The organism is Streptomyces sp. NBRC 110035 (assembly GCF_000829695.1).
Taxonomy (GTDB): Bacteria; Actinomycetota; Actinomycetes; order Streptomycetales; family Streptomycetaceae; genus Streptomyces.
On record NZ_BBNN01000024.1, the window covers coordinates 76419 to 99599 of the forward strand.

The 23181-nt window shown below is 73.1% G+C and carries 22 protein-coding genes and 2 pseudogenes; 14 read left to right on the plus strand and 10 right to left on the minus strand.

Features of this window, described 5'->3' with window-relative positions:
- Positions 1–70 precede the first annotated feature (70 nt).
- The 5 genes and pseudogenes from TU30_RS14345 (at position 71) to TU30_RS14365 (ending at position 2376) form a co-directional block, all read left to right on the plus strand.
- A complete protein-coding gene (locus TU30_RS14345; RefSeq protein WP_042169546.1) occupies positions 71–484 on the plus strand; it encodes an arsenate reductase ArsC in 414 nt (137 codons plus the stop codon).
- Positions 481–687: pseudogene (locus tag TU30_RS14350) on the plus strand (FAD-dependent oxidoreductase); the annotation flags it as partial. The gene TU30_RS14345 and the pseudogene TU30_RS14350, both read left to right, overlap by 4 nt.
- A 2-nt stretch (positions 688–689) precedes the next feature.
- Positions 690–806: pseudogene (locus TU30_RS14355) on the plus strand (thiol reductase thioredoxin); the annotation flags it as partial.
- 665 nt (positions 807–1471) lie between these two features.
- Positions 1472–1945 (plus strand): DUF5709 domain-containing protein, encoded by a 474-nt coding sequence (locus tag TU30_RS14360; protein ID WP_042169552.1) that lies wholly within the window; start codon positions 1472–1474, stop codon positions 1943–1945.
- Positions 1946–2121: 176 nt separating this feature from the next.
- The gene (locus tag TU30_RS14365) at positions 2122–2376 is read left to right on the plus strand and encodes a type B 50S ribosomal protein L31 (protein WP_042169554.1); all 255 of its coding nucleotides are present in this window, start codon (positions 2122–2124) and stop codon (positions 2374–2376) included.
- A gap of 67 nt (positions 2377–2443) precedes the next feature.
- On the opposite strand, the gene TU30_RS14370 is transcribed toward TU30_RS14365, so the two are convergent.
- The gene (locus TU30_RS14370) at positions 2444–3238 is read right to left on the minus strand and encodes a metal-dependent hydrolase (RefSeq protein WP_042169555.1); all 795 of its coding nucleotides are present in this window, start codon (positions 3236–3238) and stop codon (positions 2444–2446) included.
- Between the two features lie 145 nt (positions 3239–3383).
- Here TU30_RS14370 and TU30_RS14375 point away from each other — a divergent pair, with 145 nt between their 5' ends.
- Together TU30_RS14375 and TU30_RS14380 are read left to right on the plus strand one after the other, a co-directional pair.
- Positions 3384–5897 carry an RNA helicase gene (locus TU30_RS14375; RefSeq protein WP_042169557.1) on the plus strand — a complete coding sequence of 838 codons (2514 nt, stop codon included), beginning with the start codon at positions 3384–3386 and terminating at the stop codon, positions 5895–5897.
- A 19-nt stretch (positions 5898–5916) separates the two neighbouring features.
- On the plus strand, positions 5917–6783 hold the full coding sequence (locus tag TU30_RS14380; RefSeq protein ID WP_042169558.1) for an acyl-CoA thioesterase II: 867 nt from the start codon (positions 5917–5919) through the stop codon (positions 6781–6783).
- Positions 6784–7099: 316 nt separating this feature from the next.
- Here TU30_RS14380 and TU30_RS14385 read toward each other — a convergent pair whose 3' ends face one another.
- Positions 7100–7513: a roadblock/LC7 domain-containing protein gene (locus TU30_RS14385; protein ID WP_042169560.1), complete on the minus strand. Its 414-nt coding sequence runs from the start codon at positions 7511–7513 to the stop codon at positions 7100–7102.
- A gap of 87 nt (positions 7514–7600) precedes the next feature.
- Here TU30_RS14385 and TU30_RS14390 point away from each other — a divergent pair, with 87 nt between their 5' ends.
- Complete coding sequence (locus tag TU30_RS14390; protein WP_042169562.1) at positions 7601–8029, plus strand: PPOX class F420-dependent oxidoreductase; 429 nt, start codon at positions 7601–7603, stop codon at positions 8027–8029.
- A gap of 146 nt (positions 8030–8175) precedes the next feature.
- Positions 8176–8775, plus strand: a complete 600-nt coding sequence (locus tag TU30_RS14395; RefSeq protein ID WP_042169833.1) for a class I SAM-dependent methyltransferase — start codon at positions 8176–8178, stop codon at positions 8773–8775.
- Between the two features lie 307 nt (positions 8776–9082).
- Here TU30_RS14395 and TU30_RS14400 read toward each other — a convergent pair whose 3' ends face one another.
- A complete protein-coding gene (locus TU30_RS14400) occupies positions 9083–9265 on the minus strand; it encodes a hypothetical protein (RefSeq protein ID WP_042169563.1) in 183 nt (60 codons plus the stop codon).
- 401 nt (positions 9266–9666) lie between these two features.
- Between TU30_RS14400 and TU30_RS14405 the strand changes: the two genes are divergently transcribed.
- Complete coding sequence (locus TU30_RS14405; RefSeq protein ID WP_234307868.1) at positions 9667–12561, plus strand: DEAD/DEAH box helicase; 2895 nt, start codon at positions 9667–9669, stop codon at positions 12559–12561.
- Positions 12558–14009: an SWF or SNF family helicase gene (locus TU30_RS14410; protein ID WP_234307863.1), complete on the plus strand. Its 1452-nt coding sequence runs from the start codon at positions 12558–12560 to the stop codon at positions 14007–14009. Before TU30_RS14405 ends, TU30_RS14410 begins: the two co-directional genes overlap by 4 nt.
- 54 nt (positions 14010–14063) lie before the next feature.
- Here TU30_RS14410 and TU30_RS14415 read toward each other — a convergent pair whose 3' ends face one another.
- Positions 14064–14438: a hypothetical protein gene (locus TU30_RS14415; RefSeq protein WP_063837636.1), complete on the minus strand. Its 375-nt coding sequence runs from the start codon at positions 14436–14438 to the stop codon at positions 14064–14066.
- Positions 14439–14808: 370 nt separating this feature from the next.
- Positions 14809–15975, minus strand: coding sequence for a xylose isomerase (gene xylA, locus TU30_RS14420; protein WP_042169565.1), 1167 nt, complete (start codon positions 15973–15975; stop codon positions 14809–14811).
- Positions 15976–16089: 114 nt separating this feature from the next.
- On the opposite strand from xylA, the gene xylB reads away from it, so the two are divergent.
- Both xylB and TU30_RS14430 read left to right on the plus strand, forming a co-directional pair.
- Positions 16090–17535 (plus strand): xylulokinase, encoded by a 1446-nt coding sequence (gene xylB, locus TU30_RS14425; protein ID WP_042169566.1) that lies wholly within the window; start codon positions 16090–16092, stop codon positions 17533–17535.
- Positions 17536–17629: 94 nt separating this feature from the next.
- The gene (locus tag TU30_RS14430) at positions 17630–18865 is read left to right on the plus strand and encodes an ROK family transcriptional regulator (RefSeq protein ID WP_042169568.1); all 1236 of its coding nucleotides are present in this window, start codon (positions 17630–17632) and stop codon (positions 18863–18865) included.
- Positions 18866–19151: 286 nt separating this feature from the next.
- Here the strand turns inward: TU30_RS14430 and TU30_RS14435 are convergent, their stop codons facing one another.
- The 3 genes from TU30_RS14435 to TU30_RS14445 all read right to left on the minus strand — a co-directional run bounded on the left by TU30_RS14435 (position 19152) and on the right by TU30_RS14445 (position 21371).
- A complete protein-coding gene (locus TU30_RS14435) occupies positions 19152–20213 on the minus strand; it encodes a hypothetical protein (protein ID WP_042169840.1) in 1062 nt (353 codons plus the stop codon).
- Between the two features lie 71 nt (positions 20214–20284).
- Complete coding sequence (locus TU30_RS14440; protein WP_042169569.1) at positions 20285–20869, minus strand: TerD family protein; 585 nt, start codon at positions 20867–20869, stop codon at positions 20285–20287.
- Between the two features lie 136 nt (positions 20870–21005).
- Positions 21006–21371 carry a DUF4180 domain-containing protein gene (locus tag TU30_RS14445; protein ID WP_042169571.1) on the minus strand — a complete coding sequence of 122 codons (366 nt, stop codon included), beginning with the start codon at positions 21369–21371 and terminating at the stop codon, positions 21006–21008.
- 95 nt (positions 21372–21466) lie between these two features.
- Between TU30_RS14445 and TU30_RS14450 the strand changes: the two genes are divergently transcribed.
- Positions 21467–21865 (plus strand): luciferase family protein, encoded by a 399-nt coding sequence (locus TU30_RS14450; RefSeq protein ID WP_042169574.1) that lies wholly within the window; start codon positions 21467–21469, stop codon positions 21863–21865.
- Positions 21866–21925: 60 nt separating this feature from the next.
- Here TU30_RS14450 and TU30_RS14455 read toward each other — a convergent pair whose 3' ends face one another.
- A complete protein-coding gene (locus TU30_RS14455) occupies positions 21926–22120 on the minus strand; it encodes a hypothetical protein (RefSeq protein WP_042169576.1) in 195 nt (64 codons plus the stop codon).
- 152 nt (positions 22121–22272) lie between these two features.
- Positions 22273–23136 carry a phosphatidylinositol-specific phospholipase C/glycerophosphodiester phosphodiesterase family protein gene (locus tag TU30_RS14460; RefSeq protein WP_042169578.1) on the minus strand — a complete coding sequence of 288 codons (864 nt, stop codon included), beginning with the start codon at positions 23134–23136 and terminating at the stop codon, positions 22273–22275.
- Positions 23137–23181: the final 45 nt, after the last annotated feature.

The window sequence follows — 23181 nt, forward strand, 5'->3', positions numbered from 1 at the left end:
GGCGACTGACACCACTGGGTGCTGAAGTCACTCGCACCTGATGCCGTCGTGAGACAAGAGAGACCTCCTGATGTCCGACAAGCCCTCCGTGCTGTTCGTCTGTGTCCACAACGCCGGCCGCTCGCAGATGGCCGCCGCATGGCTGACCCACCTGGCCGGGGACCGCGTCGAGGTCCGTTCCGCCGGCTCGAACCCGGGGGCCGGCGTCAACCCGGCCGCCGTCGAGGCCATGCGCGAGGTCGGCATCGACATCTCCGCCGAGGTGCCGAAGATGCTCACCGTGGACGCGGTCAGGGAGTCGGACGTCTGCATCACCATGGGCTGTGGCGACACCTGCCCCGTCTTCCCCGGCAAGCGGTATCTGGACTGGCGGCTGGAGGACCCGGCCGGCCAGGGTGTCGAGGCCGTCCGTCCCATCCGCGACGAGATCAAGGTGCTGGCCGAGGGCCTGATCGAGGAGATCGCCCCGGAGCCGCAGGCATGAGCACCACCACGGACGTCCGCGACGTCGTCGTCATCGGCTCGGGCCCCGCGGGCTACGCCGCCGCGCTCTCCACCGCCTCCGCCGGTCCGAACCTCCTCGTCTTCGGCGGCGCCGTCTTCGTCGGCGGCTCGCTGACGACCACGACCGAGGCCGAGAACCTCCCCGGCTTCCCCAGCCGTGTCCAGGGCCCCGGGCTCATGGAGAAGGCGTGATGTCCGTCCCGACCATGAACGTCCACAGGGGCGGAGAAGTCGTCCGGACGATCGTCGGCGCCAAGCCGAAGGCCGCGCCGGAACGCGAGCCGGCCGACCACCTCGGCTGAGCGGCGACGTCAAAGGGCCGGCCCTTGCGCCGCGGATCGGCACCGAAGGGATCCGGAGCTGCGGTATCGCGGCCGCACCCGGTCGGGAGTTCCGCGTCGCCCGGCTGCCGGCCACCGGATCCGGCGTGATCTTCAGGCAATGGCTCGGGGCCGGCTGCCGGAAGCCCGGGCAGTCGACGAGGCCCCCCACACACGGGCTTCGCCGGCCGGCGCACGCTCGATGATGCGGAAGATCTGCAGCCGGGCGGGGTCGGCGACGGCCATGAGGACGAGGGGCGGACGCCCGGCCCCGGCCCGCTCGACGAGCAGGCACGCGAGGCCGGGACCACGGGTCTCAGCCGTGGTCGGCCCGCTTCCCCCGCAGCGCGGGGGACTGTGTGGTGGGCCGTGCGGCCGTGCCCGGGGGCCGGTCCCCCCAGCCGCGGTGCGCGGCAGGCCCGGGCGCGGGTTCGCCGGGTGTGCGGTCCGTGACCGGGCGCCGCCAGGTACGGGCCGTGCCGTTGCGCGGAGCCGAATCAGGGTGGAAGGGTGGAGTCAGGCACCGGCTCGGGGGACGCCCAAGTCTCCGGGGAACCGGGGTGCGGGTGATGCCAGTGCCCCGTACAGGCGCGGCCCGCAGCGGCCCATGGCGGGAACGGGCCCGTCCCCACCCCCTGGAGGTCCCCGTGAACAGAGCCGGCGGTTGGGGAGACGATGTCTACCAGCCCGACGGATCCGAGGTCCAGGACGACGCCGGACTGCTCGACGCCGAGGACACTCTCGAGAACGACGGCGTCGACGATCCCCTCGACCGGGGCTGGTCCCCTCCCGAGCGGCCATGGGCCGTGGAACACCGCGGGGTGACCGCGTCGGAGCGCAGGGCGGGCGAGACGCTGGACCAGCGGCTCGCCGAGGAGCTGCCCGAGCCCGCCGCCGCCTTCGACGGTGACGGGCTGGGCGACAGTGGGAGCACCGACGGCGAGCTCTTGGACAACGAGGTCGGCACCGCACGTTCCGGCCGGCTCGTGGCTCCCGACGAAGGGGCGCACGAGGACGAGGAGGCCGCCCTGGTCGCCACGGACGTCGGCATCGACGGGGCGGCGGCCTCGGCCGAGGAGGCTGCCATGCACGTCGTCGACGAGGACGACCTGCCCGGCTGACGCCACTGCTTCCCGGCCACGACGGCCGATACGGCCGGGCGCGGCCGGCCGACTGGTCCGTCCCCCGAACGGTCCCGGTGATCCGGTTCACCCAGGCCGTTCCGGTCGTCCAAACCGGCGGGGCCGGTCACCCGGCACGCGCCGCACGCATCGCCCACCTCGCACGAGGAGCATCCATGCAGCAGGACAAGCACCCCGACTACCACCCCGTCGTCTTCCGCGACCGGGCGGCCGGATACGCGTTCCTGACCCGGTCCACGGCGACCAGCGAGCAGACGATCGAGTGGGACGACGGAGAGACCTATCCGGTCGTGGAGGTGGAGATCTCCTCGGAGAGCCACCCCTTCTCCACGGGAAAGGCACGGACCGTGGACACGGAAGGACGCGTCGCCCGCTTCGAGCGCCGCTACGGCGGTGAAAGCTCCGGCTGAGCCGAGGACGGCGGCCAACGGGTCGCGCCTGCGGCAGGGCGAGGGGCACGGCCCCTTCGTCCGCGCCTCAGATCAGGTTGAGGGCGGCCGCACAGCCCACGCCGCCGAGCAGCATGAACCCTGGCATCAGTACCTTGACCTCCACCCAGCTGCCCGCCCGGAACCGCATCGCCTTCGGCGGACCGAGGGGGTACCAGCGCTTGCGGCCCACCGGTATGGGCCACAGGATCGGGCAGCCGGAGATGGTCAGGGCGTCTCCGACATCGTGCACCAGCGCTCCCAGGACGATCGGCAGCCCCAGCCACAGGTACTCCTGGCCCGGTGCCGTGAACAGCCAGTCGGCGCCGTTGCCCGGCTGGTCCAGAATGTCGGCGAGGATCCAGGCGCTGGTCGCGGCGAGCAGCCACACCAGGACCTCGCTGCTGGCGCCCCGGGTCGCCCGCCACAGCAGGCCCTCGATGGCCAGCACCATGTGGACGAAGAGGAGCGCCAGTACCGCCCAGCGGCCGCCCGTGATCGCCAGGACGGACGCGCCCCCTCCGATCAGGACCGCCCACAGCCACGTGTGGGTGAGGGTGCGGTGGCCGCCGGAGCGGCGCGGGTCGCCCGGTTTCCGGGTGGCCTTGTAGACGGCGTACGAGAGCTTGTCGACGATCTCGCACAGCCGCCGGGACACCGGCCCGAAGGACCGCGAGATCGTCGCCGCCTTGTGGTCCAGGTCCGGAGCGAGGGCGGCGCCGGCGCATATCAGTGCGCCGACCAGAAGCACCGGCCACGGCATCGGCTTCCCCGCGGCGGCCGTCGCCGCGCCCACTCCGAGCCATGCCGCGGCACCCGACAGTGAGTGTGCTGGTCCCATCATCCCCGTTGCCCGCCCTGTTCTTCCTGTGCCGCTGTCCGGTTGACCAGGCGCGCTGCCGCCCCTTCGGCGCCACAGCGTAGCGTTCGCGATCTTCGTAACCGAATCCGATTCCCGCGCGGGGCCCGGCGGCAGGCAAGATGGGGGCGTGACCCTCATCGATCAGCTGCCACCGACCGCCGACCCCGACGCCCTGTACGAAGCCTTCGAGTCCTGGTCCGGGGAGCGCGGCCTCACGCTCTACCCCCACCAGGAGGAGGCGCTGATCGAGGTGGTCTCCGGGGCGAACGTGATCGTCTCGACACCCACCGGTTCGGGCAAGAGCATGATCGCGGCCGCCGCGCACTTCGCCGCGCTGGCGCGGGACGAGGTCACTTTCTACACCGCGCCGATCAAGGCGCTGGTGTCGGAGAAGTTCTTCGAACTGTGCAAGATCTTCGGTACGGAGAACGTCGGCATGCTGACCGGCGACGCGTCCGTGAACGCCGATGCCCCGGTCATCTGCTGCACCGCCGAGGTGCTTGCGTCGATCGCGCTGCGCGACGGGGGGAGCGCCGACGTCGGCCAGGTCGTCATGGACGAGTTCCACTTCTACGCGGAGCAGGACCGGGGCTGGGCCTGGCAGATTCCGCTGCTGGAACTGCCCCAGGCACAGTTCGTGCTGATGTCGGCGACGCTCGGCGACGTCTCCTTCTTCGAGAAGGACCTCGCCCGCCGCACCGGCCGCCCCACGTCGGTGGTCCGTTCGGCGACCCGGCCGGTCCCGCTGTCCTACGAGTACCGCTACACACCGCTCACCGAGACGCTCACCGACCTGCTGGCGGCCCGGCAGGCACCGGTGTACATCGTGCACTTCACGCAGGCCCAGGCGGTGGAGCGGGCGCAGGCGCTGATGAGCATCAACATGTGCACGCGCGAGGAGAAGGAGAAGATCGCCGACCTGATCGGCAACTTCCGCTTCACCACCAAGTTCGGCCGCAACCTGTCCCGTTACGTGCGGCACGGCATCGGCGTGCACCACGCCGGCATGCTGCCCAAGTACCGGCGGCTGGTGGAGAAGCTCGCACAGGCCGGTCTGCTGAAGGTCATCTGCGGTACGGACACGCTGGGCGTGGGGGTCAACGTCCCGATCCGCACGGTGCTGTTCACCGCCCTGACCAAGTACGACGGGAACCGGGTGCGCACGCTGCGGGCCCGTGAGTTCCACCAGATCGCGGGCCGGGCCGGACGGGCCGGCTTCGACACCGAGGGGTTCGTCGTCGCGCAGGCCCCCGAGCACGTCGTCGAGAACGAGAAGGCGCTGGCCAAGGCGGGCGACGACCCGAAGAAGCGCCGCAAGGTGGTCCGCAAGAAGGCTCCGGAGGGGTTCGTCGCCTGGTCGGAGCAGACCTTCGAGAAGCTCATCGGTTCCGATCCCGAGCCGTTGACCTCCCGTTTCCGGGTGACGCACACGATGCTCCTGTCGGTGATCGCCCGGCCCGGCAACGCCTTCGAGGCGATGCGCCGTCTCCTCGAGGACAACCACGAGCCGCGCAAGCAGCAGCTCCGGCACATCCGGCGGGCGATCGCCATCTACCGTTCGCTGCTGGACGGCGGCATCGTCGAGAAGCTGGACAGCCCGGACGCCGAGGGGCGAATCGTCCGGCTCACCGTGGATCTGCAGCAGGACTTCGCGCTGAACCAGCCGCTGTCCACCTTCGCGCTGGCCGCGTTCGAGCTGCTGGACCCCGAGTCGCCGTCCTATGCGCTCGACATGGTGTCCGTGGTGGAGTCCACGCTGGACGACCCGCGCCAGATCCTCGCCGCCCAGCAGAACAAGGCGCGCGGCGAGGCGGTCGCCCTGATGAAGGCGGACGGTGTCGAGTACGAGGAGCGCATGGAGCGCCTCCAGGACATCACGTACCCGAAGCCGTTGGAGGAACTGCTCTTCCACGCGTACAACACCTACCGCAAGAGCCACCCGTGGGTCGGTGACCATCCGCTGTCGCCGAAGTCCGTGGTGCGGGACATGTACGAACGAGCCATGTCCTTCACCGAGTTGGTGTCCCATTACGAGCTGGCCCGGACCGAGGGCATCGTGCTGCGGTACCTGGCCAGCGCCTACAAGGCCCTGGAGCACACCGTCCCGGACGACCTGAAGTCCGAGGATCTCCAGGATCTGATCGCCTGGCTGGGCGAGATGGTGCGCCAGGTCGACTCGAGTCTGCTGGACGAGTGGGAGCAGCTGGCCAACCCCGCGGAGATGACCGCCGAGGAGGCCCAGGAGAAGGCCGACCAGGTCAAGCCGGTCACCGCCAACGCGCGCGCCTTCCGTGTCCTGGTCCGCAACGCCATGTTCCGCCGTGTCGAACTGGCCGCTCTGGACCAGGTGGACGCGCTGGGCGAGCTGGACGCCGAGGCCGGCTGGGACGCCGGCGCCTGGGGTGAGGCCATGGACAAGTACTGGGACGAGTACGAGGAACTCGGCACCGGCCCCGACGCCCGCGGTCCCAAGCTGCTGCTGATCGACGAGGAACCGGACAACGGACTGTGGCGGGTCCGGCAGATCTTCGACGACCCGAACGGCGACCACGACTGGGGGGTCAGCGCCCAGGTCGACCTCACCGCCTCCGACGCGGAGGGCCGTGCGGTCGTCCGGGTCACCGATGTCGGCCAGCTGTGAACGCAGGAGCAATGTGCCCATGACGAACCCGACCGAGAGCCTCGTCGCCCTGCTCGACCTGGAGCAGATCGAGGTCAACATTTTCCGTGGCCGCAGTCCGCAGGAGTCGCTGCAGCGGGTCTTCGGCGGCCAGGTGGCCGGCCAGGCGCTCGTCGCCGCGGGCCGTACCACGGAGGGCGACCGCCCCGTGCACTCGCTGCACGCGTACTTCCTGCGCCCCGGCCGGCCCGGGGTTCCGATCGTGTACCAGGTCGAACGGGTGCGGGACGGCCGGTCGTTCACGACCCGCCGGGTCACCGCCGTGCAGCAGGGCCGCACGATCTTCACTCTCACCGCCTCCTTCCACCAGCCTGAACAGGGGAGTTTCGAGCACCAACTGCCGCCGGCCCGCGAGGTCCCGGATCCGGAGTCGCTGCCGACGGTCACGGAGGAGATCCGCGAGCATCTGGGCGAACTGCCGGAGCAGTTGGAGCGGATGGCCCGCCGTCAGCCCTTCGACATCCGCTACGCGGACCGGCTGCGCTGGGACCCGGACGACGTCAAGGACGCCGAACCGCGCAGCGCCGTGTGGATGCGTGCGATGGGCCCGCTCGGCGACGATCCGCTGGTACACACCTGCGCTCTCACCTACGCCAGTGACATGACGCTGCTGGACGCCGTCCGGCTCCCGGTGGAACCCCTGTGGGGTCCGCGCGGCTTCGACATGGCGTCGCTCGACCACGCGATGTGGTTCCACCGTCCGTTCCGCGCGGACGAGTGGTTCCTGTACGACCAGGAGTCACCGATCGCCGTGGGCGGGCGCGGTCTGGCCCGGGGCCGGATCTACGACCGTGAGGGACGGATGCTGGTGTCCGTCGTCCAGGAGGGACTGTTCCGGGCGCTGTAGATCGCGGGCGGATCACCCCGGTCGGCAGGGCGGCGGGCAGCCGCCGCCCGAGCCACCGGGAAGCAGCCGCCGGGCGCCCGGCCCTCGTTTTCGGCCGCGTCGCCGGGCGGGCGGGGCGCGGAACACCCCGTGTGGGCGCTCCGGCTCCCGGGGCGTCGGCCCCGCCGGTGCGGGATGGTGGCGGAAGCCGGGCGGGGCGCCGGCCGGTGTTCGCGGGGGCCGACGCCGTGCGCGCCGCCCGGAGAAACCGTATCCGGTTCGCGACTCCTCGTGACAGGCCTGTGGACAACTCCGCAGGGGTCGACGAACATGCGGGTCAGTCGCCTACGGAGTCCTCGGGTTCCGGCCGGCGGGCGTCCACGTCCAGATGTTCGCCGACCCGGTTGACCAGCAGGGTCATCTCGTACGCGATCCGGCCGATGTCGGCCTCGGCCCCGCTGAGCACGCACAGGCAGCTGCCTGCACCGGCCGCGGTGACGAAGAGCACCGCGTCGTCGAACTCGATCATCGTCTGGCGCATCCCGCCCGCGCCGAAATGCTGTCCGGAGCCCTTGGCCAGACTGTGCAGTCCGGACGACACGGCGGCCAAGTACTCCGCGTCCTCGCCTCGCAGCCCCGTGCTCCTCCCGGTCACCAGTCCGTCGTTGGACAGGACCAGTGCGTGCCGTACCTCCTCGACTCTCTGGGTCAGGTCGTCCAGCAGCCAGTCGAGTCCCCGGTTTTGCGCCATGCGGCGGATCCCCCCTTGCTCTGCCCCGTGCAGATTCCTCCGCCAGCCTTCCCCACGACCGGGCGCCGGACAAGGAGGATAGGAGCCATGGGACAGAGGATGACCGACGAGGAATGGCGGGAGTTCGTCTCGTACGGAACCCGGACCGCCAAGCTTTCCACCGTGTGCGCCGACGGCAGTCCGCACGTGGCACCGGTCTGGTTCGTGCTCGACGGGGACGACATCGTGTTCAACACCGGCGAGGCGACGGTGAAGGGACACAACCTGGCCCGTGACGGGCGGGTCGCCCTGTGCGTGGACGACGACCGGCCGCCGTTCTCCTTCGTGGTGCTGCGGGGCCGTGCGCGGATCTCCGGGGACGGCGAGGACCTGGTGAGCTGGGCCACCCGGATCGCCGCGCGGTACATGGGCGAGGACCGTGCCGAGGAGTTCGGGGAGCGCAACGGCGTACCGGGCGAACTCCTCGTCCGCGTCACCGTCGAGAAGGTCCTGGCGGAGAAGAACGTCGCGGACTGACCACCGGGCCGACCGCCGGGCCGGTGGCCGGATCCGGTGGCCCGGTGGCGCGCGTGATCGCGTACGGAGCGCGGGGCACGAGGGACGGGGGCGAGCCGCCGCGGGGTACTGGGGTGCGGGCCGGCAGGTGGGGGATCATGCCGGACATGAGCGACGACCACACACACGTCCAGGAGTTCTTCACCGCACGCGCCGCCGACTGGGAACGCCGGTTTCCCGACGACGGCCCCGGCTACGCGGCCGCGGTCGCCGCACTCGGATTGGGCGAGGGCGACCGGGTCCTTGATGCCGGCTGTGGCACCGGGCGGGCCCTGCCCCCGCTGCGGGCGGCCGTCGGGCCCTCCGGAACGGTCCTCGGGGCGGATCTGACCCCGGCCATGCTGCGGGAGGCCGCGCGGGCGGGACGGGACCGTGACGCCACGCTGCTGCTCACGGATGTCGCCGCACTGCCGTTGCGTCCGGGGGCGCTCGACGCCGTGTTCGCGGCGGGTCTGATCGCGCACCTGCCTCACCCGGCCGTGAATCTCAGGGAGCTGGCCCGGGTGGTGCGTTCCGGCGGGGTGCTCGCGTTGTTCCATCCGATCGGCAGGGCGGCGCTCGCCGCCCGCCAGGGTCGCACGATCACGCCGGACGACCTCCGCGCGGAACCCAACCTCCGTCCGCTGCTGGCTGGTTCGGGTTGGCGCATGACGTCCTGCATCGACGAGGACACGCGGTTTTTGGCATTGGCCGTCCGGGAGGGCTGACCTGGTCGGCCGGGTGCCGCCGCGTGGTCCACGCGGCGGGGAGTGAACGATCGAGGGGAGATTCGCCCCGGCCGGGATGGAAAACCACAGGTCCAGGCCCAGGTACGGGTTCGGGGTCGCGGCAAAGGGCTCGGGGCCGGATTGGTGTGCGCGCCGGGGGCACGACGTCGGGCCGCCGGCGGGCCGGACGACCGGCAGGCCCGCGGACGGTGGCGTGGTCGACTCCTGCGCCCCGGACGGTGCCGGGGCGGCGGCGGGGTGGCAGCGCCCGGCAGGGGCCCGGCCCTTGGGGACGGGCCCCTGTGTCTCAGCGGCCCAGCTCCTTGCGCGAAACGCGGCGCAGCCTGCTCCGCTGCGAGGGGTCCAGGGCAAGGTACGCGGCGGCCGGGACTCCCAGGATGATCAGGAGCGCCGCCCACCAGGGCAGCCAGATGAGCAGGACGAGCCCGGCCGCCACACCTCCCGCGGCGATCTTGGCATTCTTCGACATGGTGTCGCCTCCTTCGCGGCCACTGCCGCTCTCTGTCATGAAAACGGCCCCGCGCTCCCGGCGGTTCCGACCGCACCCCTGAGACGTCCCCGAGGTTCACCCCTAGGGTTTCCCCGGAGGGCCGTCGTCGGCTCGCCGGACCCCCGGTCCGCCGGCAGGCCGGCCGGGGCGGAGCACGACCGCGTGTCCATGGTGTCCCAGTTCACGTCCCAGGCATACCCGGCCGGCTGCGGCCGTGTTGTACTCTCGGTGACCCCATCTCCACTAGTCAAGTTTGATGAATCAAGGATTCCGTGATCGCTGCGCAGACGACTCCCGTGCCTTCCTCCCCCGCCCAGGACGCCGGCCTGGCCCGCTGCTCCGCCGTATTCGTCCCCGGTGACCCCGCCCGTACCGGCCGCATGGCCTTCTGGCGGCCCGACGGGGCGGATCCCCCTGCCGTGGACACGGCACAGGTCGAGGACCTGACCGTCGTCGTGCCCGGCGGTGAGGGTGTGGCGGCGGTGGGCGTCCGTGCGGTCGTGCTGCCGTTGCGTGCCGCCCTGCCCGTCCTCACGCGCGCACGAGCCGGCGGTGACGGGCATCCCGCCCCCGTGTTCTGGGGGGCCGCCGCCCTGCACGCACTGCGTCTGGTGGCGCGCGGTCTGCTGCTGCCGGGGCTGTCCCCGGCCGGCCACGACGCCTGGCGCGCGGGTCCGCTGGACGCCGAGGACGTGGAGGCGGTGCGCCGGCTCGCCGCCGCGATGCCGCCCGAGGCGCACGCCCGGCCGCTGGACGGCGCCGGGCCCCTGCGGCTGCCCGACCCCGAACGGCTGCTGCGCTCCTTCCTCGACGCGGTCGCCGACACCCTGCCCCGCTCCCCCGCCGCGCCCCTGGTGACCGGCTCCCCCGCCTACACCGTGCCCGAGCCCCAGCATCTGCCCGAACTGCGCGACTGGGCCGCCGACGTCGCCGCGGGCCACGACGCGGGCGTCCGCCTGTCGCTGCGGATCGAGGTGTACGGCCTCACCGACGCGTCAAAGGTCTGGGACGCACCGGAGGCGCCGGGTGCCACGGGCCACGCCGCTCCCTCCGCCCACCCCACCGACGACAGCATCGACGCCACGTTCCGGGCCGTGCTCCAGGTGCACTCCGTGAGCAGTCCCGCGCTCGTCGCACACGCCGCCGACGTGTGGGCCGGGCCCGCAGAAGACCGGCACGGTCCGTCCGGTCCGGCCGGACCGGACGAGGGCTTCGGACCGCGGGCCCGGATGGGCACACTGCTCGCGCTGCGCCGGGCGGCCCGCGCCTGGCCCCCGCTCGCTCCCCTGCTGTCGGCGACGGTGCCCGACGCGGTCGAACTCGCCGACGAAGAGGTCACCGAACTCCTCGGCGAGGGCGCGAGGGCGCTCGCGGCCGCGGGCGTCGACGTGCACTGGCCCAAGGAGCTGACCCGCGGACTGACCACCCGCGCGGAGATCGGTCCCGCCGACGGGGAGCGGTCACCCTCCCGGGCAGGCTTCGAGGGCGCCTCCCGGCAACCGTCCTTCCTGTCGGCCGACGCGCTGCTCGCCTTCGACTGGTCGTTCGCCCTGGGCGACCGGACACTCACCCGCGCGGAGCTGGACCGGCTCGCGGAGAGCAAGCGGCCCGTCGTGCGGCTGCGTGACCAGTGGGTGCTGATCGACCCTCAGGAGGCGGCCCGCGCCCGCGCACGCCAGGACCACGAGGTCACACCTGTCGACGCGCTCGGGGCGGCCCTGACCGGCTCGGTGGAGGTGGACGGCCGCAGGTTCGAGGCAAGGCCCACCGGCTGGCTGGCGACCCTGCGGGACCGGCTCGCGGACCCCGGGTCCCAGGAGCCCGTCCCGCAGCCCGCGGCCCTCGCCGCCACCCTGCGGGACTACCAGCGGCGCGGGCTGAACTGGCTGGCCCACATGACGTCCGTGGGACTGGGCTGCTGTCTCGCCGACGACATGGGGCTCGGCAAGACGATCACCCTGATCGCCCTGCATCTGCACCGGCAGTCCGACCCCGCGTCCGCCGGGCCCACCCTCGTGGTCTGCCCGACCTCCCTGATGGGCAACTGGCAGCGGGAGATCGAGCGGTTCGCGCCCGGCACCCCGGTGCGCCGGTTCCACGGGGCGCGCCGCTCGCTGGCGGATCCGGCCGACGGCGAGTTCGTGCTCACCACGTACGGCACCATGCGTCTGGACGCCTCCCGGCTCGCCGAGGCGTCCTGGGGGATGGTCGTCGCCGACGAGGCGCAGCACGTGAAGAACCCGTACTCGGCGACGGCCCGGCAGCTGCGGTCCATCGGCGCACGCGCGCGCGTGGCGCTCACCGGCACTCCGGTGGAGAACAACCTGTCGGAGCTGTGGGCCGTCCTCGACTGGACGACGCCCGGCCTGCTGGGCCGGCTCGGGACCTTCCGCCGACGGTACGCGGACGCCGTGGAGGGCGGACAGGACCCTGCCGCGGCGGAGCGGCTGGCCCGGCTGGTGAGGCCGTTCCTGCTGCGCCGCCGCAAGGCCGACCCGGGTATCGCGCCCGAACTGCCGCCGAAGACGGAGACCGACCACGCGGTGCCGCTCACGCAGGAGCAGACGACGCTGTACGAGGCCGTGGTACGTGAGGCCCTGGCCGAGATCTCCGGCACCTCCGACGTCTTCGGGCCCGGCGGCATGGCGCGGCGGGGAATGATCGTGAGGCTGCTGACCGGGCTGAAGCAGATCTGCAACCACCCGGCACAGTTCCTGAAGGAGGAGCGTCCGGTGATCGCGGGACGGTCCGGGAAGCTCGAACTGCTCGACGAACTCCTCGACACCGCGCTCGCCGAACGGGCCTGTGTGCTGGTCTTCACACAGTACGTGCGGATGGCTCGGCTGCTGGAGCGGCACCTCGCCGGGCGGGGTGTGCCCTCGCAGTTCCTGCACGGCGGCGCACCGGTCGCCGAGCGCGAGACGATGGTGCGGCGCTTCCAGGACGGCGAGGTCCCGGTCTTCCTGCTGTCGCTCAAGGCGGCGGGCACGGGGCTGAACCTCACCCGTGCCGAGCATGTCGTGCACTACGACCGCTGGTGGAACCCCGCGGTGGAGGCGCAGGCCACGGACCGCGCGTACCGGATCGGGCAGACCCGCCCGGTGCAGGTGCACCGGCTGATCGCCGAGGGCACGATCGAGGACCGCATCGCCGAACTGCTGGTCCGCAAGAGCGAGCTGGCGGACGCGGTGCTCGGCTCCGGCGAGGCGGCGCTCACGGAGCTGACGGACGCGGAACTGGCGGATCTGGTGGCACTGCGAGGGGGGCCGCGATGACCCGGTACGACGACGGTGACGGAGCCGACGTGGAAGACGCCGACGACTGGCACGAGCCCGAGGGAGCCCGGGCGGACGGGACCGGCCCGGACGAAACCGGCGGGAAAGGGGTCGACGGTGGGGCCGGCGTGGAGCGGACGTTCGCCGCGCTGCCTCCCGCGCGGGGGCGTGGTTTCGCGCAGACGTGGTGGGGCCGGGCCTGGCTGACGGCGCTGGAGGGCACGGCGCTGGACGCCCAGCAGCTCACGGCGGGCCGCCGGCTCGCCCGCGCGGGAGCGGTCGGTGCCGTGTCCGTACGACCGGGGCGGATCACGGCCGTCGTGCAGGGCCGTGACCGCACGGCCCACCGCGCGGACGTGCTGTTGCAGGAACTGTCCGGCGAACAGTGGGACCGCTTCCTGGACATGGCCGTCGAGCGGGCCGGGCATGTGGCGGCGCTGCTCGACCGGGAGGTGCCGCCGCATCTGGTGGAGGACGCGGAGCCGGCCGGGATCGACCTGTTGCCCGGCCCGGGCGATCTGGAACCGGAGTGCGGCTGCGGGGCGTGGGACCACTGCGGTCACACGGCGGCGCTCTGCTACCAGGTGGCCCGGCTGCTGGACCAGGACCCGTTCGTCCTGCTCCTGGTCCGGGGGCGCGGTGAACGCGCCCTGCTGGACGCGCTCCAGTCCCGTGGCGGGCCGTCGTCCGCATCCGCCTCCGGAAAGCGGCCCCGGCCGGAGGGCGTGGATGCGGCCGAGGCGTTCGCGGCCGGGGGCATCCGGCCTGCGCTGCCCGGCGTCGCCCCGCTTCCCCCGGAGCCGGGGGTGCCGCCGTCGCTGGACACGGACGGGCCTCCCGTCGCCGGGGTCGACCCGGCCGCCCTGGAGTTCCTCGCCTCGCGGACGGCCGCGCAGGCCCGCCGTCTGCTGGCGGAGGCGCTCGGGGACGGGCACGAGCAGCAGCCGGTGGCGCCGGAGCCGACGGTGGCGCGGGACGCGGTGCGGCTGGCCGCCGGTGAGCCTCCGCGCGCCGTGACGGACCGGCTCGCCGATGGTTCGGGCCGTGGCCGGGAAGGGCTGGCGGTGGCGGTACGGGCCTGGCACCAGGGCGGGACGGCGGCGCTGGCCGTGCTCGACGAGGAGTGGGCGGTGGACGCCGGGGCCTTCGCACGCGCGCGTGCCGCCCTGCAGTCGGCCTGGGCCGAGAGCGGCGAAGCCGAGCGGCCGGCGTTCCGGGTCCGCGCCAACCGCTGGACCCTCGACGGCGGCCGGATCCAGCTGCGTCTCGGGCGCGACGGCCGCTGGTGGCCGTACCGCAAGGAGCGCGGACGCTGGGTCCCGGCCGGAGCCGCCGCCCAGGACCCGGCGACGGCCCTGGCCACGGCGGACGCGGAGGATTCGACGGAGCCGGGTACGCAGACCGGGGCGGGCGCGGGGACGCGTGCGGGGCGGCTCTTCGGGACGTAGGCCTCCCGAAGAGCCGCCCCGCCGGCCCCGTACGCCCTCGCGTTTCCGCCCGGTTCAGCGCAGCGCGGCCTCGCCCAGGGACGGCGGGAGCGATTCGAGGCCGCTCGGCAGGTTGCCGGGTACGTTGCTCGGAAGTTCGGTGGGCAGATCCGGCAGGTCGGTCGGCAGCAGGCTCTCCGGACCGCTGGGCAGCTCACTCGGGAAGTCCGAGGGCAGTTCGGTGGGGAAGTCCGAGGGCAGTTCGGTGGGGAATCCGGACGGCAGCAGGCTCTCCAGGCCACTGGGGAGTCCGGACGGGATGCCCGGGGAAGGCTCCGGCGAGCCGTCGGTGCTGTTCCCGGTGGGCTGGTCGTCCGGCGACCCGTCGTCTCCCGACACCATCAGCCCGATCACGCCGGCGGCCACCACGGCCACGATCGTCGCGAGCACGATGAGCAGGAGACTCCGGCGTCCGCCGGGGCCGCGCCCCGGGCCGTCCCCGTCGTCGGGCGGGCCCGTCGGCGGAGGGGGCCCCTGGGGTGGCGGTGCGCCGCCGTACGAGGGGGGTCCGAAGCCGCCGCCCGGAGGCGGCGTGGCACCCGGCGGGCCGGGTGGCTGGGGCGGTACCGGTGGCGTGGCCATACCGGCCATGGTCGCCTCGGAGGCCCCCCTGTGCGAGCATCCCGCACGGAATCCGGCACGGAGCCGGACCTCGGACCGCGGCTTCGGAGCCGGCGTCGGACATCGGCGTCGCCCGGTCCCCGCGCGGTGCCGGACGGTCTCCGTCCGGCACCGCGCGGTGAGGCAGCGCCCCGGGGACTCAGCCCCGGGCGCCCAGCAGGTGGTCCATCGCCAGCTGGTCGAGACGCTCGAAGCCCATGCCGCGTGCGGCGGCCGTGTCGGCGTCGAAGTCCTCGAAGGCGGAACGGTCGCCGAGCAGCGACCGGAGGCCGTCGGCCGCCGTGGGCTCGGCCAGCTGGTCCAGGCGGGCCGCGCGCAGCGCCTCCTGCACCTCGGGGTCGGAACGGAAGGCGGCCGCGCGGTCCTTGAGGATCAGGTAGTTGCGCATGCAGCCGGCCGCCGAGGCCCACACACCGTCGAGGTCCTCGGTCCGCGGCGGCTTGAAGTCGAAGTGCTTCGGGCCGCTGTAGCCGGCCGATTCCAGCAGGTCCACCAGCCAGAACGCGGCGCGCAGGTCACCGGCGCCGAACCGGAGGTCCTGGTCGTACTTGATGCCGGACTGGCCGTTGAGGTCGATGTGGAACAGCTTGCCCGCCCACAGCGCCTGCGCGATGCCGTGCGGGAAGTTCAGCCCGGCCATCTGCTCGTGGCCGACCTCGGGGTTGACGCCGTACAGCTCGGGCCGCTCCAGGCGCTCGATGAACGCCAGGGCGTGGCCGACGGTCGGCAGCAGGATGTCGCCGCGCGGCTCGTTCGGCTTGGGCTCGATGGCGAAGCGGATGTCGTAGCCCTGGGAGGTGACGTACTCGCCGAGCAGGTCGAAGGCCTCCTTCATGCGCTCCAGGGCGACCCGTACGTCCTTGGCGGCACCGGACTCGGCGCCCTCGCGGCCGCCCCAGGCCACGTACACCTCGGCACCGAGCTCGACCGCGAGGTCGATGTTGCGGATGGTCTTGCGCAGTGCGTAGCGGCGCACGTCGCGGTCGTTGGCGGTGAAGGCGCCGTCCTTGAACACCGGGTGGGTGAACAGGTTGGTCGTCGCCATCGGCACCTTCATGCCGGTGGAGTCCAGCGCCTGCCGGAACCGCTTGATGTGGCCCTCGCGCTCGCTGTCGCTCGAGCCGAAGGGGATCAGGTCGTCGTCGTGGAAGGTGACGCCGTGGGCGCCCAGCTCGGACAGGCGCTGCACCGATTCGACCGGGTCGAGGGCGCGTCGGGTGGCGTCACCGAACGGATCCCGTCCCTGCCAGCCGACGGTCCACAGGCCGAAGGTGAACCTGTCCTCGGGGGTGGGCTGGTAGTTCATGCCGCGGCTCCTTGCTCACTGAGACTATTTCGTCATGGCGATTTACAAATTAGTATGCAGCAGCATCTCTGGGAAGATGGTCAGCCCGCCGAGCCGCGTTAGAGGGAGAAATCGATGTCAGCAGCCGAGGGTCCGCTCGTCGTCGGCGTGGACACGTCCACCCAGTCCACCAAGGCGCTCGTCGTCGACGTGGCCACCGGACGGGTCGTGGCGAGCGGCCAGGCACCGCACACGGTGACCTCGGGGGCCGGCCGGGAGAGCGATCCGCGTCAGTGGTGGGACGCCCTGACCCAGGCGCTGCGCCAGTGCGGCCAGGCCGCGCACGAGGCCGCCGCGGTGTCGATCGGCGGCCAGCAGCACGGGCTGGTCACCCTGGACGCGCGGGGCGAGCCGGTGCGCCCGGCACTGTTGTGGAACGACGTGCGCTCCGCGCCCCAGACCCACCGGCTGACCGAGGAACTGGGCGGCGCGAAGTTCTGGGCCGAGCGCACCGGAAGCGTGCCGGCCGCCTCCTTCACGGTCACCAAGTGGGCCTGGCTGGCGGAGCACGAGCCGGAGGCGGTCCGTGCCACCAGGGCCGTCCGGCTCCCCCACGACTATCTGACCGAGCGGCTCACCGGGCAGGGCACGACCGACCGCGGCGACGCCTCCGGCACCGGCTGGTGGGCCTCCGGGAGCGAGGCGTACGACGAGGAGATCCTCGCGCACGTGGGGCTGGACCAGGCGCTGCTGCCCCGTGTCGTACACCCCGGCGAGGTGGCCGGGACCGTGCGGGAAGGCCATGAGCTGCCGTTCTCCAAGGGCACCCTGGTGGCGTGCGGCACCGGGGACAACGCGGCCGCCGCACTGGGCCTCGGCGTACGGCCCGGCACGCCGGTGATGAGCCTCGGCACCTCCGGCACGGTGTACGCCGTGTCGCGGCGGCGGCCCGCCGACCCGACCGGCATCGTGGCGGGCTTCGCCGACGCGCGCGGCGACTGGCTGCCGCTCGCCTGCACGCTCAACTGCACGCTCGCCGTGGACCGGGTCGCGACGCTGCTGGGCCTGGACCGCGAGGCCGTCGAGCCGGGCGACGGCGTCACACTCCTGCCCTTCCTGGACGGCGAGCGCACCCCGAACCTGCCGAACGCGTCCGGGCTGCTGCACGGGCTGCGCCACGACACGACCGGCGGCCAGGTGCTCCAGGCCGCCTACGACGGCGCCGTGCACTCACTGCTGGGCGCGCTGGACCGCGTGGCCGACGAGGACGCGGACCCGTCGGCTCCCCTGCTCCTGATCGGCGGCGGTGCGCGGGGCACCGCCTGGCAGCGGACCGTACGGCGGCTGTCGGGGCGGCCCGTGCAGGTGCCCGAGGCACGGGAGCTGGTCGCGCTGGGAGCGGCGGCACAGGCGGCCGGTCTGCTCACCGGCGAGGATCCGGCCGCGGTCGCCCGCCGCTGGGACACGGCGGCGGGACCGGTACTGGAGGCGGTGGAGCGGGACGAGGAGACACTGGCCAGGATCGCCGGGGTACTCTCCGACGCGGCCCCCCTCCTGGAGCGCGGCACGGACACCGCCTGACGGCCCGGTCCGATCCAGGACCGGACCGGGCCCCCCTCACCACCGACCGGGAACGACCGAGCGCTCCCCTGACCGACCGAGGACTGACGGAGGCATGAGCGCACCGCTGCACGAGGCCCGACCGGCCGCTCCGGGGCGGGTACTGCCCTCGGCCGGTCCGGAGCGCGCGCTGCCCGACACCCAGCAGGGCATGCGCCGCCGCAACCTCTCACGGGTGATGCACACCGTCAGCGCCCAGGGACCCCTGTCCCGGGCTGCCGTCGCCTCGCGCATCGGCCTGACCAGGGCGGCGGTGTCCACCCTGGTCGACGAGCTGATCCGCTGGGGCCTGCTGGAGGAGCTGGGCCCCGAACGGCCCGGACGCGTGGGCCGGCCGGGCTCGGCCCTCGCCGTCAGCGGGCGCGGGCCGTCCGGGATCGGCGCCGAGATCGGCGTCGACCATCTCGCGGTCTGCGCGGTCGACCTGCGTGGGGAGGTCCGGACGCGGGCCGTGCGGCACGTCCCGAACCGCGGTCGTGCCCCCCGGGCGGTGATCGGGGAGCTGACCGCGCTGCTGCTCCGGGTCGTCGCCACGATCGAGGACGAGGGCCTGTGGCCGGCCGGGCTGACCGTGGCCGTACCGGGCCTGGTGGCACGCGACGCGCGGACCGTCGTCCGCGCGCCGAACCTCGGCTGGCACGACACCGACCTCGGCGCCCTGCTCCCGGCACGGTTCCCGCTGACCGTGGCCAACGAGGCCGACTGCGGCGCGCTGGCCGAGCTCTGGCTCGGCGAGGAGACCCCGCGCGACTTCCTCCATGTGTCGGCCGAGATCGGCATCGGCGCCGCGGTGGTCGTGGACGGGCAACTACTGCTCGGAAAGCGGGGCTTCGCCGGCGAGCTGGGTCATGTGCCGGTTTGGCCGGACGGCCCGGAGTGCGCGTGCGGCGGCCGTGGCTGTCTGGAGCAGTACGCCGGCGAGGAGGCCGTGCTGCGCGCCGCCGGCCTGGAGCCCGGCGAGGACCGCGTGGGCCTGCTCGCGGGCCGCGCCGAGCAGGGCGACCCCGCCGTACGACGTGCCCTGCACGACGCGGGAACGGCGCTGGGCATCGCGCTGACCGGGGCGGTCAATCTCCTGGACCCCGAGAGTGTCGTCCTGGGCGGCGCGCTGTCCGGGCTCGCCCCCTGGCTGCTGCCCTCGCTCCGTTCCGAGCTGGCCCGGCGCACGGCGGGCCCGGCCTGCCCCGTCTCGGTGTCGGCCCTGGGCCCGGAGGGCCCCCTCCTGGGCGCGGCGCACTCGGTGATCCGGGGCGTCCTGGACGACCCCGCGTCCGCCACCGAACGGGCCTGAGTCAGCCCCTGTGCGCACGGTGCCGTTCAAGCCACCGTGGAAGGTGGTTGCCGCGGGTCAGTGCGCCCAGGGCCTGTGGCGCAGGTGGCGTCGTCGCCCGGAGGGCGGCCGCGCGGCGTCATGGGGCCATCTCTGCTCGGCGAAGCCGAGAGCTCGGGGAAGCGTGCTCCCGGCGTGCCGTCCGGAAGCCCTCGTACCGGGCGGGCGTACCCGGGCTTCCGGGCGGTGCGTCGGGAGTGCCTGCCGGGCGTCGCACGGCAGGCGTCACGCTCGCCGCGGGCCCTGGTCAGTCCCCGCCCCCACCGCCGCCTCCACCGTCCCCGCCCCCGCCGTCGCTCCCCCCGCTGTCGCCGCCGTCCGAGCCCCAGCCGTCGCCGCCTCCGGGCTCGTTGTCGTCCCTCCCTCGGCCGAGGTTGCTGAACCAGGGACGGCCCCACCACTCGTCGTCGGCGACGAGCGGCTCGTCGCTGCCGACCGGGCGCCGGCCCGACCGGAACCGCGCCGACCCCGTGGTGTCCCCGATCCCGAAGGCGACGGCGAAGACCTGCGCCATGACGGCGTCCAGCGGGTCGGGGCCCTCGTACCGCACAGGGGCCAGCGGCAGCAGCACCGTGTCCCGCTCCGGCACCGGCCGACTCGGGGGACGCCTGAGGAGGGCGACCGGCCGTTCGTCGCGCAGCAGCCACGAGCTCTCCGCGTTCTCCCGCCGCAGTACCCAGCGCCGGTCGGGCAGCCCCACCTCCACGGACCGCTTGGACTTGCGCAGCCTCTTCGTGAGAACGGCTTCCGCGGCAACCTCGCCGACGGTCAGGCGCAGGCCCCTGGACGGTTCGAAGCTGTCAGGGTCGAAGCCGCGCGGCGCCCTGATCCGTACGACGGGAGCACCCGGTCCCCACACGTCCACGCGCACCAGCCGGCGGTCCACGGCGACGGTGACCGGTCCGGCGGGCCCCGCCGCGGTCCGCCGCGCGATCCACAGCGGCACGCCCTCGGCGCGGGCCCGGGCCGCGAGGGCGGCCACCCGGTCGGGCCCGCCGCACTGCCGGACCGCCAGTTCCCCCAGCGTGCGGGCGAACTCCGCGGCCCGCCGTACCTTCACCGGCGTGCTCGTGCCGGTGACGCGGGTCACCGGGACCGCCCCGGCCCCGGCCGGCAGCCACGCCAGCGGGCGCTCCGCCCCGCCGCCGCCGCCGAGCCAGTTGCCTCGCTGGAACGCCTCGGCCATGGCGTGGAGGTTCAGCTCGCTCAACGGCGTGCTCCTGCCACCCCTGCGCAGCCGGTCCCCGGAAAGCTCCACGGTCCGCGCCAGCGGATTCCACGACTGCTCCCCGTAGAGCACCCTGCTCACCACACCCCCCGTCCCCCATGCCCACGCGGTGGGCCCGGCGGAGCCCGAACCGCCCCGTCGGTCGCCGACGGCTAGTTGCCGACAGCGAAGCGCATCAGGGCGTGCTCGTCGCCCTGCTTGACCTTACCGGTGGTGTTGATCACTTCGAGCTTCCACGTGCCACCGACCCGGATCGCCCTGGCCACGGCGCAGCCGTTGTCCTGGGTCAGCAGGCTCGGCCAGATGTCGGCGACCTGCTGCGTGCTGCCCCCGCTCGCGTCGTAGACCTTGAAGCTGATGTTGCGCGCCTTCTGGAAGGAGGAGCCCTTCTTGTACGCGGCGGCGACGAACACGATCGACGTGATGTTGGGCGGGACCCGGGCGAACTCGACGGTGACCGTCTCGTCGTCCCCGTCGCCGTGTCCGGTCTGGTTGTCGCCGCTGTGGACCAACGCGCCGTTGCCCAGGGGGTCGAGCGAGTCGAGACCCGCGAGGCGCACCGGGTCCCCGCCCTGCAGGGCGACGGCGATCAGGTCGAGGTCCGTGCCGGTCTTGCGGCGCAGTTTGCCCAGCACTCCGCCGCTGCTGCCGGCGGTCGGGTCCCAGGAGACCCCGATGGACAGGTGGGTCACTCCGTCCAGGTCTGCCGGGCCGTCTTCCTTCGTGAGCGTGATCATGGGTGGGTCTTCCTTCGTCGGGGCGGACTACGACACGCAAAGTGTGCCTGATGCCCCGCATGCCCCCCGTGACCGGCCCCGAGGAGAGCCCGGAGGGCCTCCGGGCGGTGTCCTCACCCGGCCCTTGGGCCCGTCCTCACCCCAGCCGCTCCTCGAGTTCCGCGCGGTCGGGGACGAACCAGAGCTGGTGGCCGCGGTTCGCCTCGCGCACGACGTCGCGCAGGGCATCACTGCCGGCCACGCGGAAGGCGATGTCGCCGATGACCGCCGGGCGGAGACGGTGGGTGACGAACTTCTGCGCCGCCTCGCCGGCGATGCCCGAGCGCAGGGAGAAGAAGTCGTCCGCCACTCGCCCGACCGGGACCGCCACCGTGTCCGCCTGACACCCCAGGGCAGCACCGATCGGATCGAGAGCGGTCCGACCACCGCCCAGTTCCGTTCCGTCGTTGTCACCCGTGAGAACGGAGACTCCGCGCACCGCCACGAGGTGGCTGTCTGTCATGATGTGATCGTACGTGAGAGATGCGTCGTCTCACTGATCGATTACGAAACGCCCAACTACTGGTTACTGCACGGTGAGCGAGTCACTATGAGGCCATGACACCGGCGCAGCGAGCCATGGAGCGACTTCGGGCCTGGCCCGACCTCACCGCCTGCACGGCAGGATGCGGTACCGGACAGGCTCTCCGTTCCGTCCGGGACGAGGTCGTCCACTTCCACTCGGGACGGGACGTCGACCTCCACCTCACCCGCCGCGCCATCCAGCGCTTCCGCTACGACCTCAGCGCCTCGACCGCGATCCAGCTGGTACCGGGGTCGAACTGGGTGACGGTGCATCTGGACTGCGAGACCGACATCGACCTGCTGCTGACCCTGGTGAGCGTCGCCCTCAAGGCCCACCAGGCCACCCCGCCGCCCTCCCCCCTGCCGGCGGCCACCGGATGCAACTTCCACCGGGTCACGGTGCTGCCGCGCGACCCGGTGACCGAACGCTGAGAGGACGCCCGCTCCTTGACGGAGCGGGTCAAGGGCCCCACTCGTCCGCGGCGCCCGGCCTCACGGCCGCAGACCGCTGACGATGTCCGCCGTCGCGGTCAGGCCGCTGTGGATGGCGGGGGCGATGTCCGAGCCGGCCAGACAGAACCCGAGCAACAGGCAGACGATCCCGTGGGAGGGCTTCAGCCCTCCGTTGCGCAGGAAGATCACCGCCAGGATCGTGAGCAGCAGCACCACAGAGATGGAAACGGCCATCGTCAACCTCCTCCGCCACGTCCGCTTCGCGGCGTTCGGCCGCAAGTGTGGCGTAGCGGAGGGTTCGTCCGGGCGACCGGCCTGTCCTCCGAACGTGTGGTGTCCACGACGTACCGCGGCCGGTACGCGTCCCGGCGCGGGAGGCAGGCGTCCTACCGCGGGCGGTACGCGTCGAGGAAGGATTCCAGTCCTGCGAGGTCGTCGGTGTTGAGGTGGTCGACGTCCGCGGCGACCAGTTCGCCCCACAGGGCGTCCCGGGCGGGGCCCGGCAGGTCGGGGGTGGCCCAGAACCGTACCGTCCGGCCGCGCGCGTGCGCGGTGCCCACGATGTCGTGCAGCTTGCGGCGCTCGGCGTCGGGGAAGGCGCCGACGCCCCGCCAGGAGAAGTTGAGCGCCCAGTTGTCGCTGATCAGCGGAATCAGGGAGGAGCGGGCCGGGCCGCCGAGGTCGGTCAGCCGGCCGTCGTAGAAGGCGTGCCGCACCCGCTGGGCCTCCATGGGCGCGCGGGCGGCACGGTGGCCCGAGACGACGGCGGTGACCGGTCCGGGCAGCACCCGGCCGCCCGCGCAGGTGGTGAACAGGTGCCGGTACCGCCAAAGGTGGCGGTGGAGCTCGAGGTAGGTGGACGCACCCTCGGTCTTGATGTCGATGAGCAGCTGGAGCGGCGTGCGGTGCCCTCGGTACACCGTCCCGTGGTGGGCCCGCACGCGGGCGGCGAGGGGGTCGAGGTAGAGGGACTCGAGGGTGCGGGACGGGTCGAGGTCCTCGGGGTCGTGGGCGACCAGGAGTTGGTCGCCCACGAGGTGGATGTCGGCCTCGACGCTGCCGAAACGGTGGTCGAGGGCGTCGATGAGGGGACGCGGGTGCTCGTAGTCGTTGTGGGCGTGGGCCCGCCACAACGGCCGCGGCCGGTAACCGTGTTCACCGGCCAGCGCCTGGGTGGCCGGCAGAGCGATCGAGGCCGCGAGGGCGGCGCCGAGGGTGGTGAGGGCTCTGCGACGGGTGGTGAGGGCCATGCTCCGCCTCCCTGGAACGGCGTACGGGGACCTCTGGAGTATGAG

Excerpts from the sequence above, each read along its gene's own strand:
- TU30_RS14345 (WP_042169546.1), top strand. The coding sequence starts at position 71 with ATGTCCGACAAGCCCTCCGTGCTGTTCGTCTGTGTCCACAACGCCGGC.
- TU30_RS14365 (WP_042169554.1), top strand. The coding sequence starts at position 2,122 with ATGCAGCAGGACAAGCACCCCGACTACCACCCCGTCGTCTTCCGCGAC.
- TU30_RS14370 (WP_042169555.1), bottom strand. The coding sequence starts at position 3,238 with ATGATGGGACCAGCACACTCACTGTCGGGTGCCGCGGCATGGCTCGGA.
- TU30_RS14380 (WP_042169558.1), top strand. The coding sequence starts at position 5,917 with ATGACGAACCCGACCGAGAGCCTCGTCGCCCTGCTCGACCTGGAGCAG.
- TU30_RS14385 (WP_042169560.1), bottom strand. The coding sequence starts at position 7,513 with ATGGCGCAAAACCGGGGACTCGACTGGCTGCTGGACGACCTGACCCAG.
- TU30_RS14390 (WP_042169562.1), top strand. The coding sequence starts at position 7,601 with ATGGGACAGAGGATGACCGACGAGGAATGGCGGGAGTTCGTCTCGTAC.
- TU30_RS14395 (WP_042169833.1), top strand. The coding sequence starts at position 8,176 with ATGAGCGACGACCACACACACGTCCAGGAGTTCTTCACCGCACGCGCC.
- TU30_RS14400 (WP_042169563.1), bottom strand. The coding sequence starts at position 9,265 with ATGTCGAAGAATGCCAAGATCGCCGCGGGAGGTGTGGCGGCCGGGCTC.
- TU30_RS14405 (WP_234307868.1), top strand. The coding sequence starts at position 9,667 with ATGGCCTTCTGGCGGCCCGACGGGGCGGATCCCCCTGCCGTGGACACG.
- TU30_RS14410 (WP_234307863.1), top strand. The coding sequence starts at position 12,558 with ATGACCCGGTACGACGACGGTGACGGAGCCGACGTGGAAGACGCCGAC.
- xylA (WP_042169565.1), bottom strand. The coding sequence starts at position 15,975 with ATGAACTACCAGCCCACCCCCGAGGACAGGTTCACCTTCGGCCTGTGG.
- xylB (WP_042169566.1), top strand. The coding sequence starts at position 16,090 with ATGTCAGCAGCCGAGGGTCCGCTCGTCGTCGGCGTGGACACGTCCACC.
- TU30_RS14430 (WP_042169568.1), top strand. The coding sequence starts at position 17,630 with ATGAGCGCACCGCTGCACGAGGCCCGACCGGCCGCTCCGGGGCGGGTA.
- TU30_RS14440 (WP_042169569.1), bottom strand. The coding sequence starts at position 20,869 with ATGATCACGCTCACGAAGGAAGACGGCCCGGCAGACCTGGACGGAGTG.
- TU30_RS14445 (WP_042169571.1), bottom strand. The coding sequence starts at position 21,371 with ATGACAGACAGCCACCTCGTGGCGGTGCGCGGAGTCTCCGTTCTCACG.
- TU30_RS14450 (WP_042169574.1), top strand. The coding sequence starts at position 21,467 with ATGACACCGGCGCAGCGAGCCATGGAGCGACTTCGGGCCTGGCCCGAC.
- TU30_RS14455 (WP_042169576.1), bottom strand. The coding sequence starts at position 22,120 with ATGGCCGTTTCCATCTCTGTGGTGCTGCTGCTCACGATCCTGGCGGTG.
- TU30_RS14460 (WP_042169578.1), bottom strand. The coding sequence starts at position 23,136 with ATGGCCCTCACCACCCGTCGCAGAGCCCTCACCACCCTCGGCGCCGCC.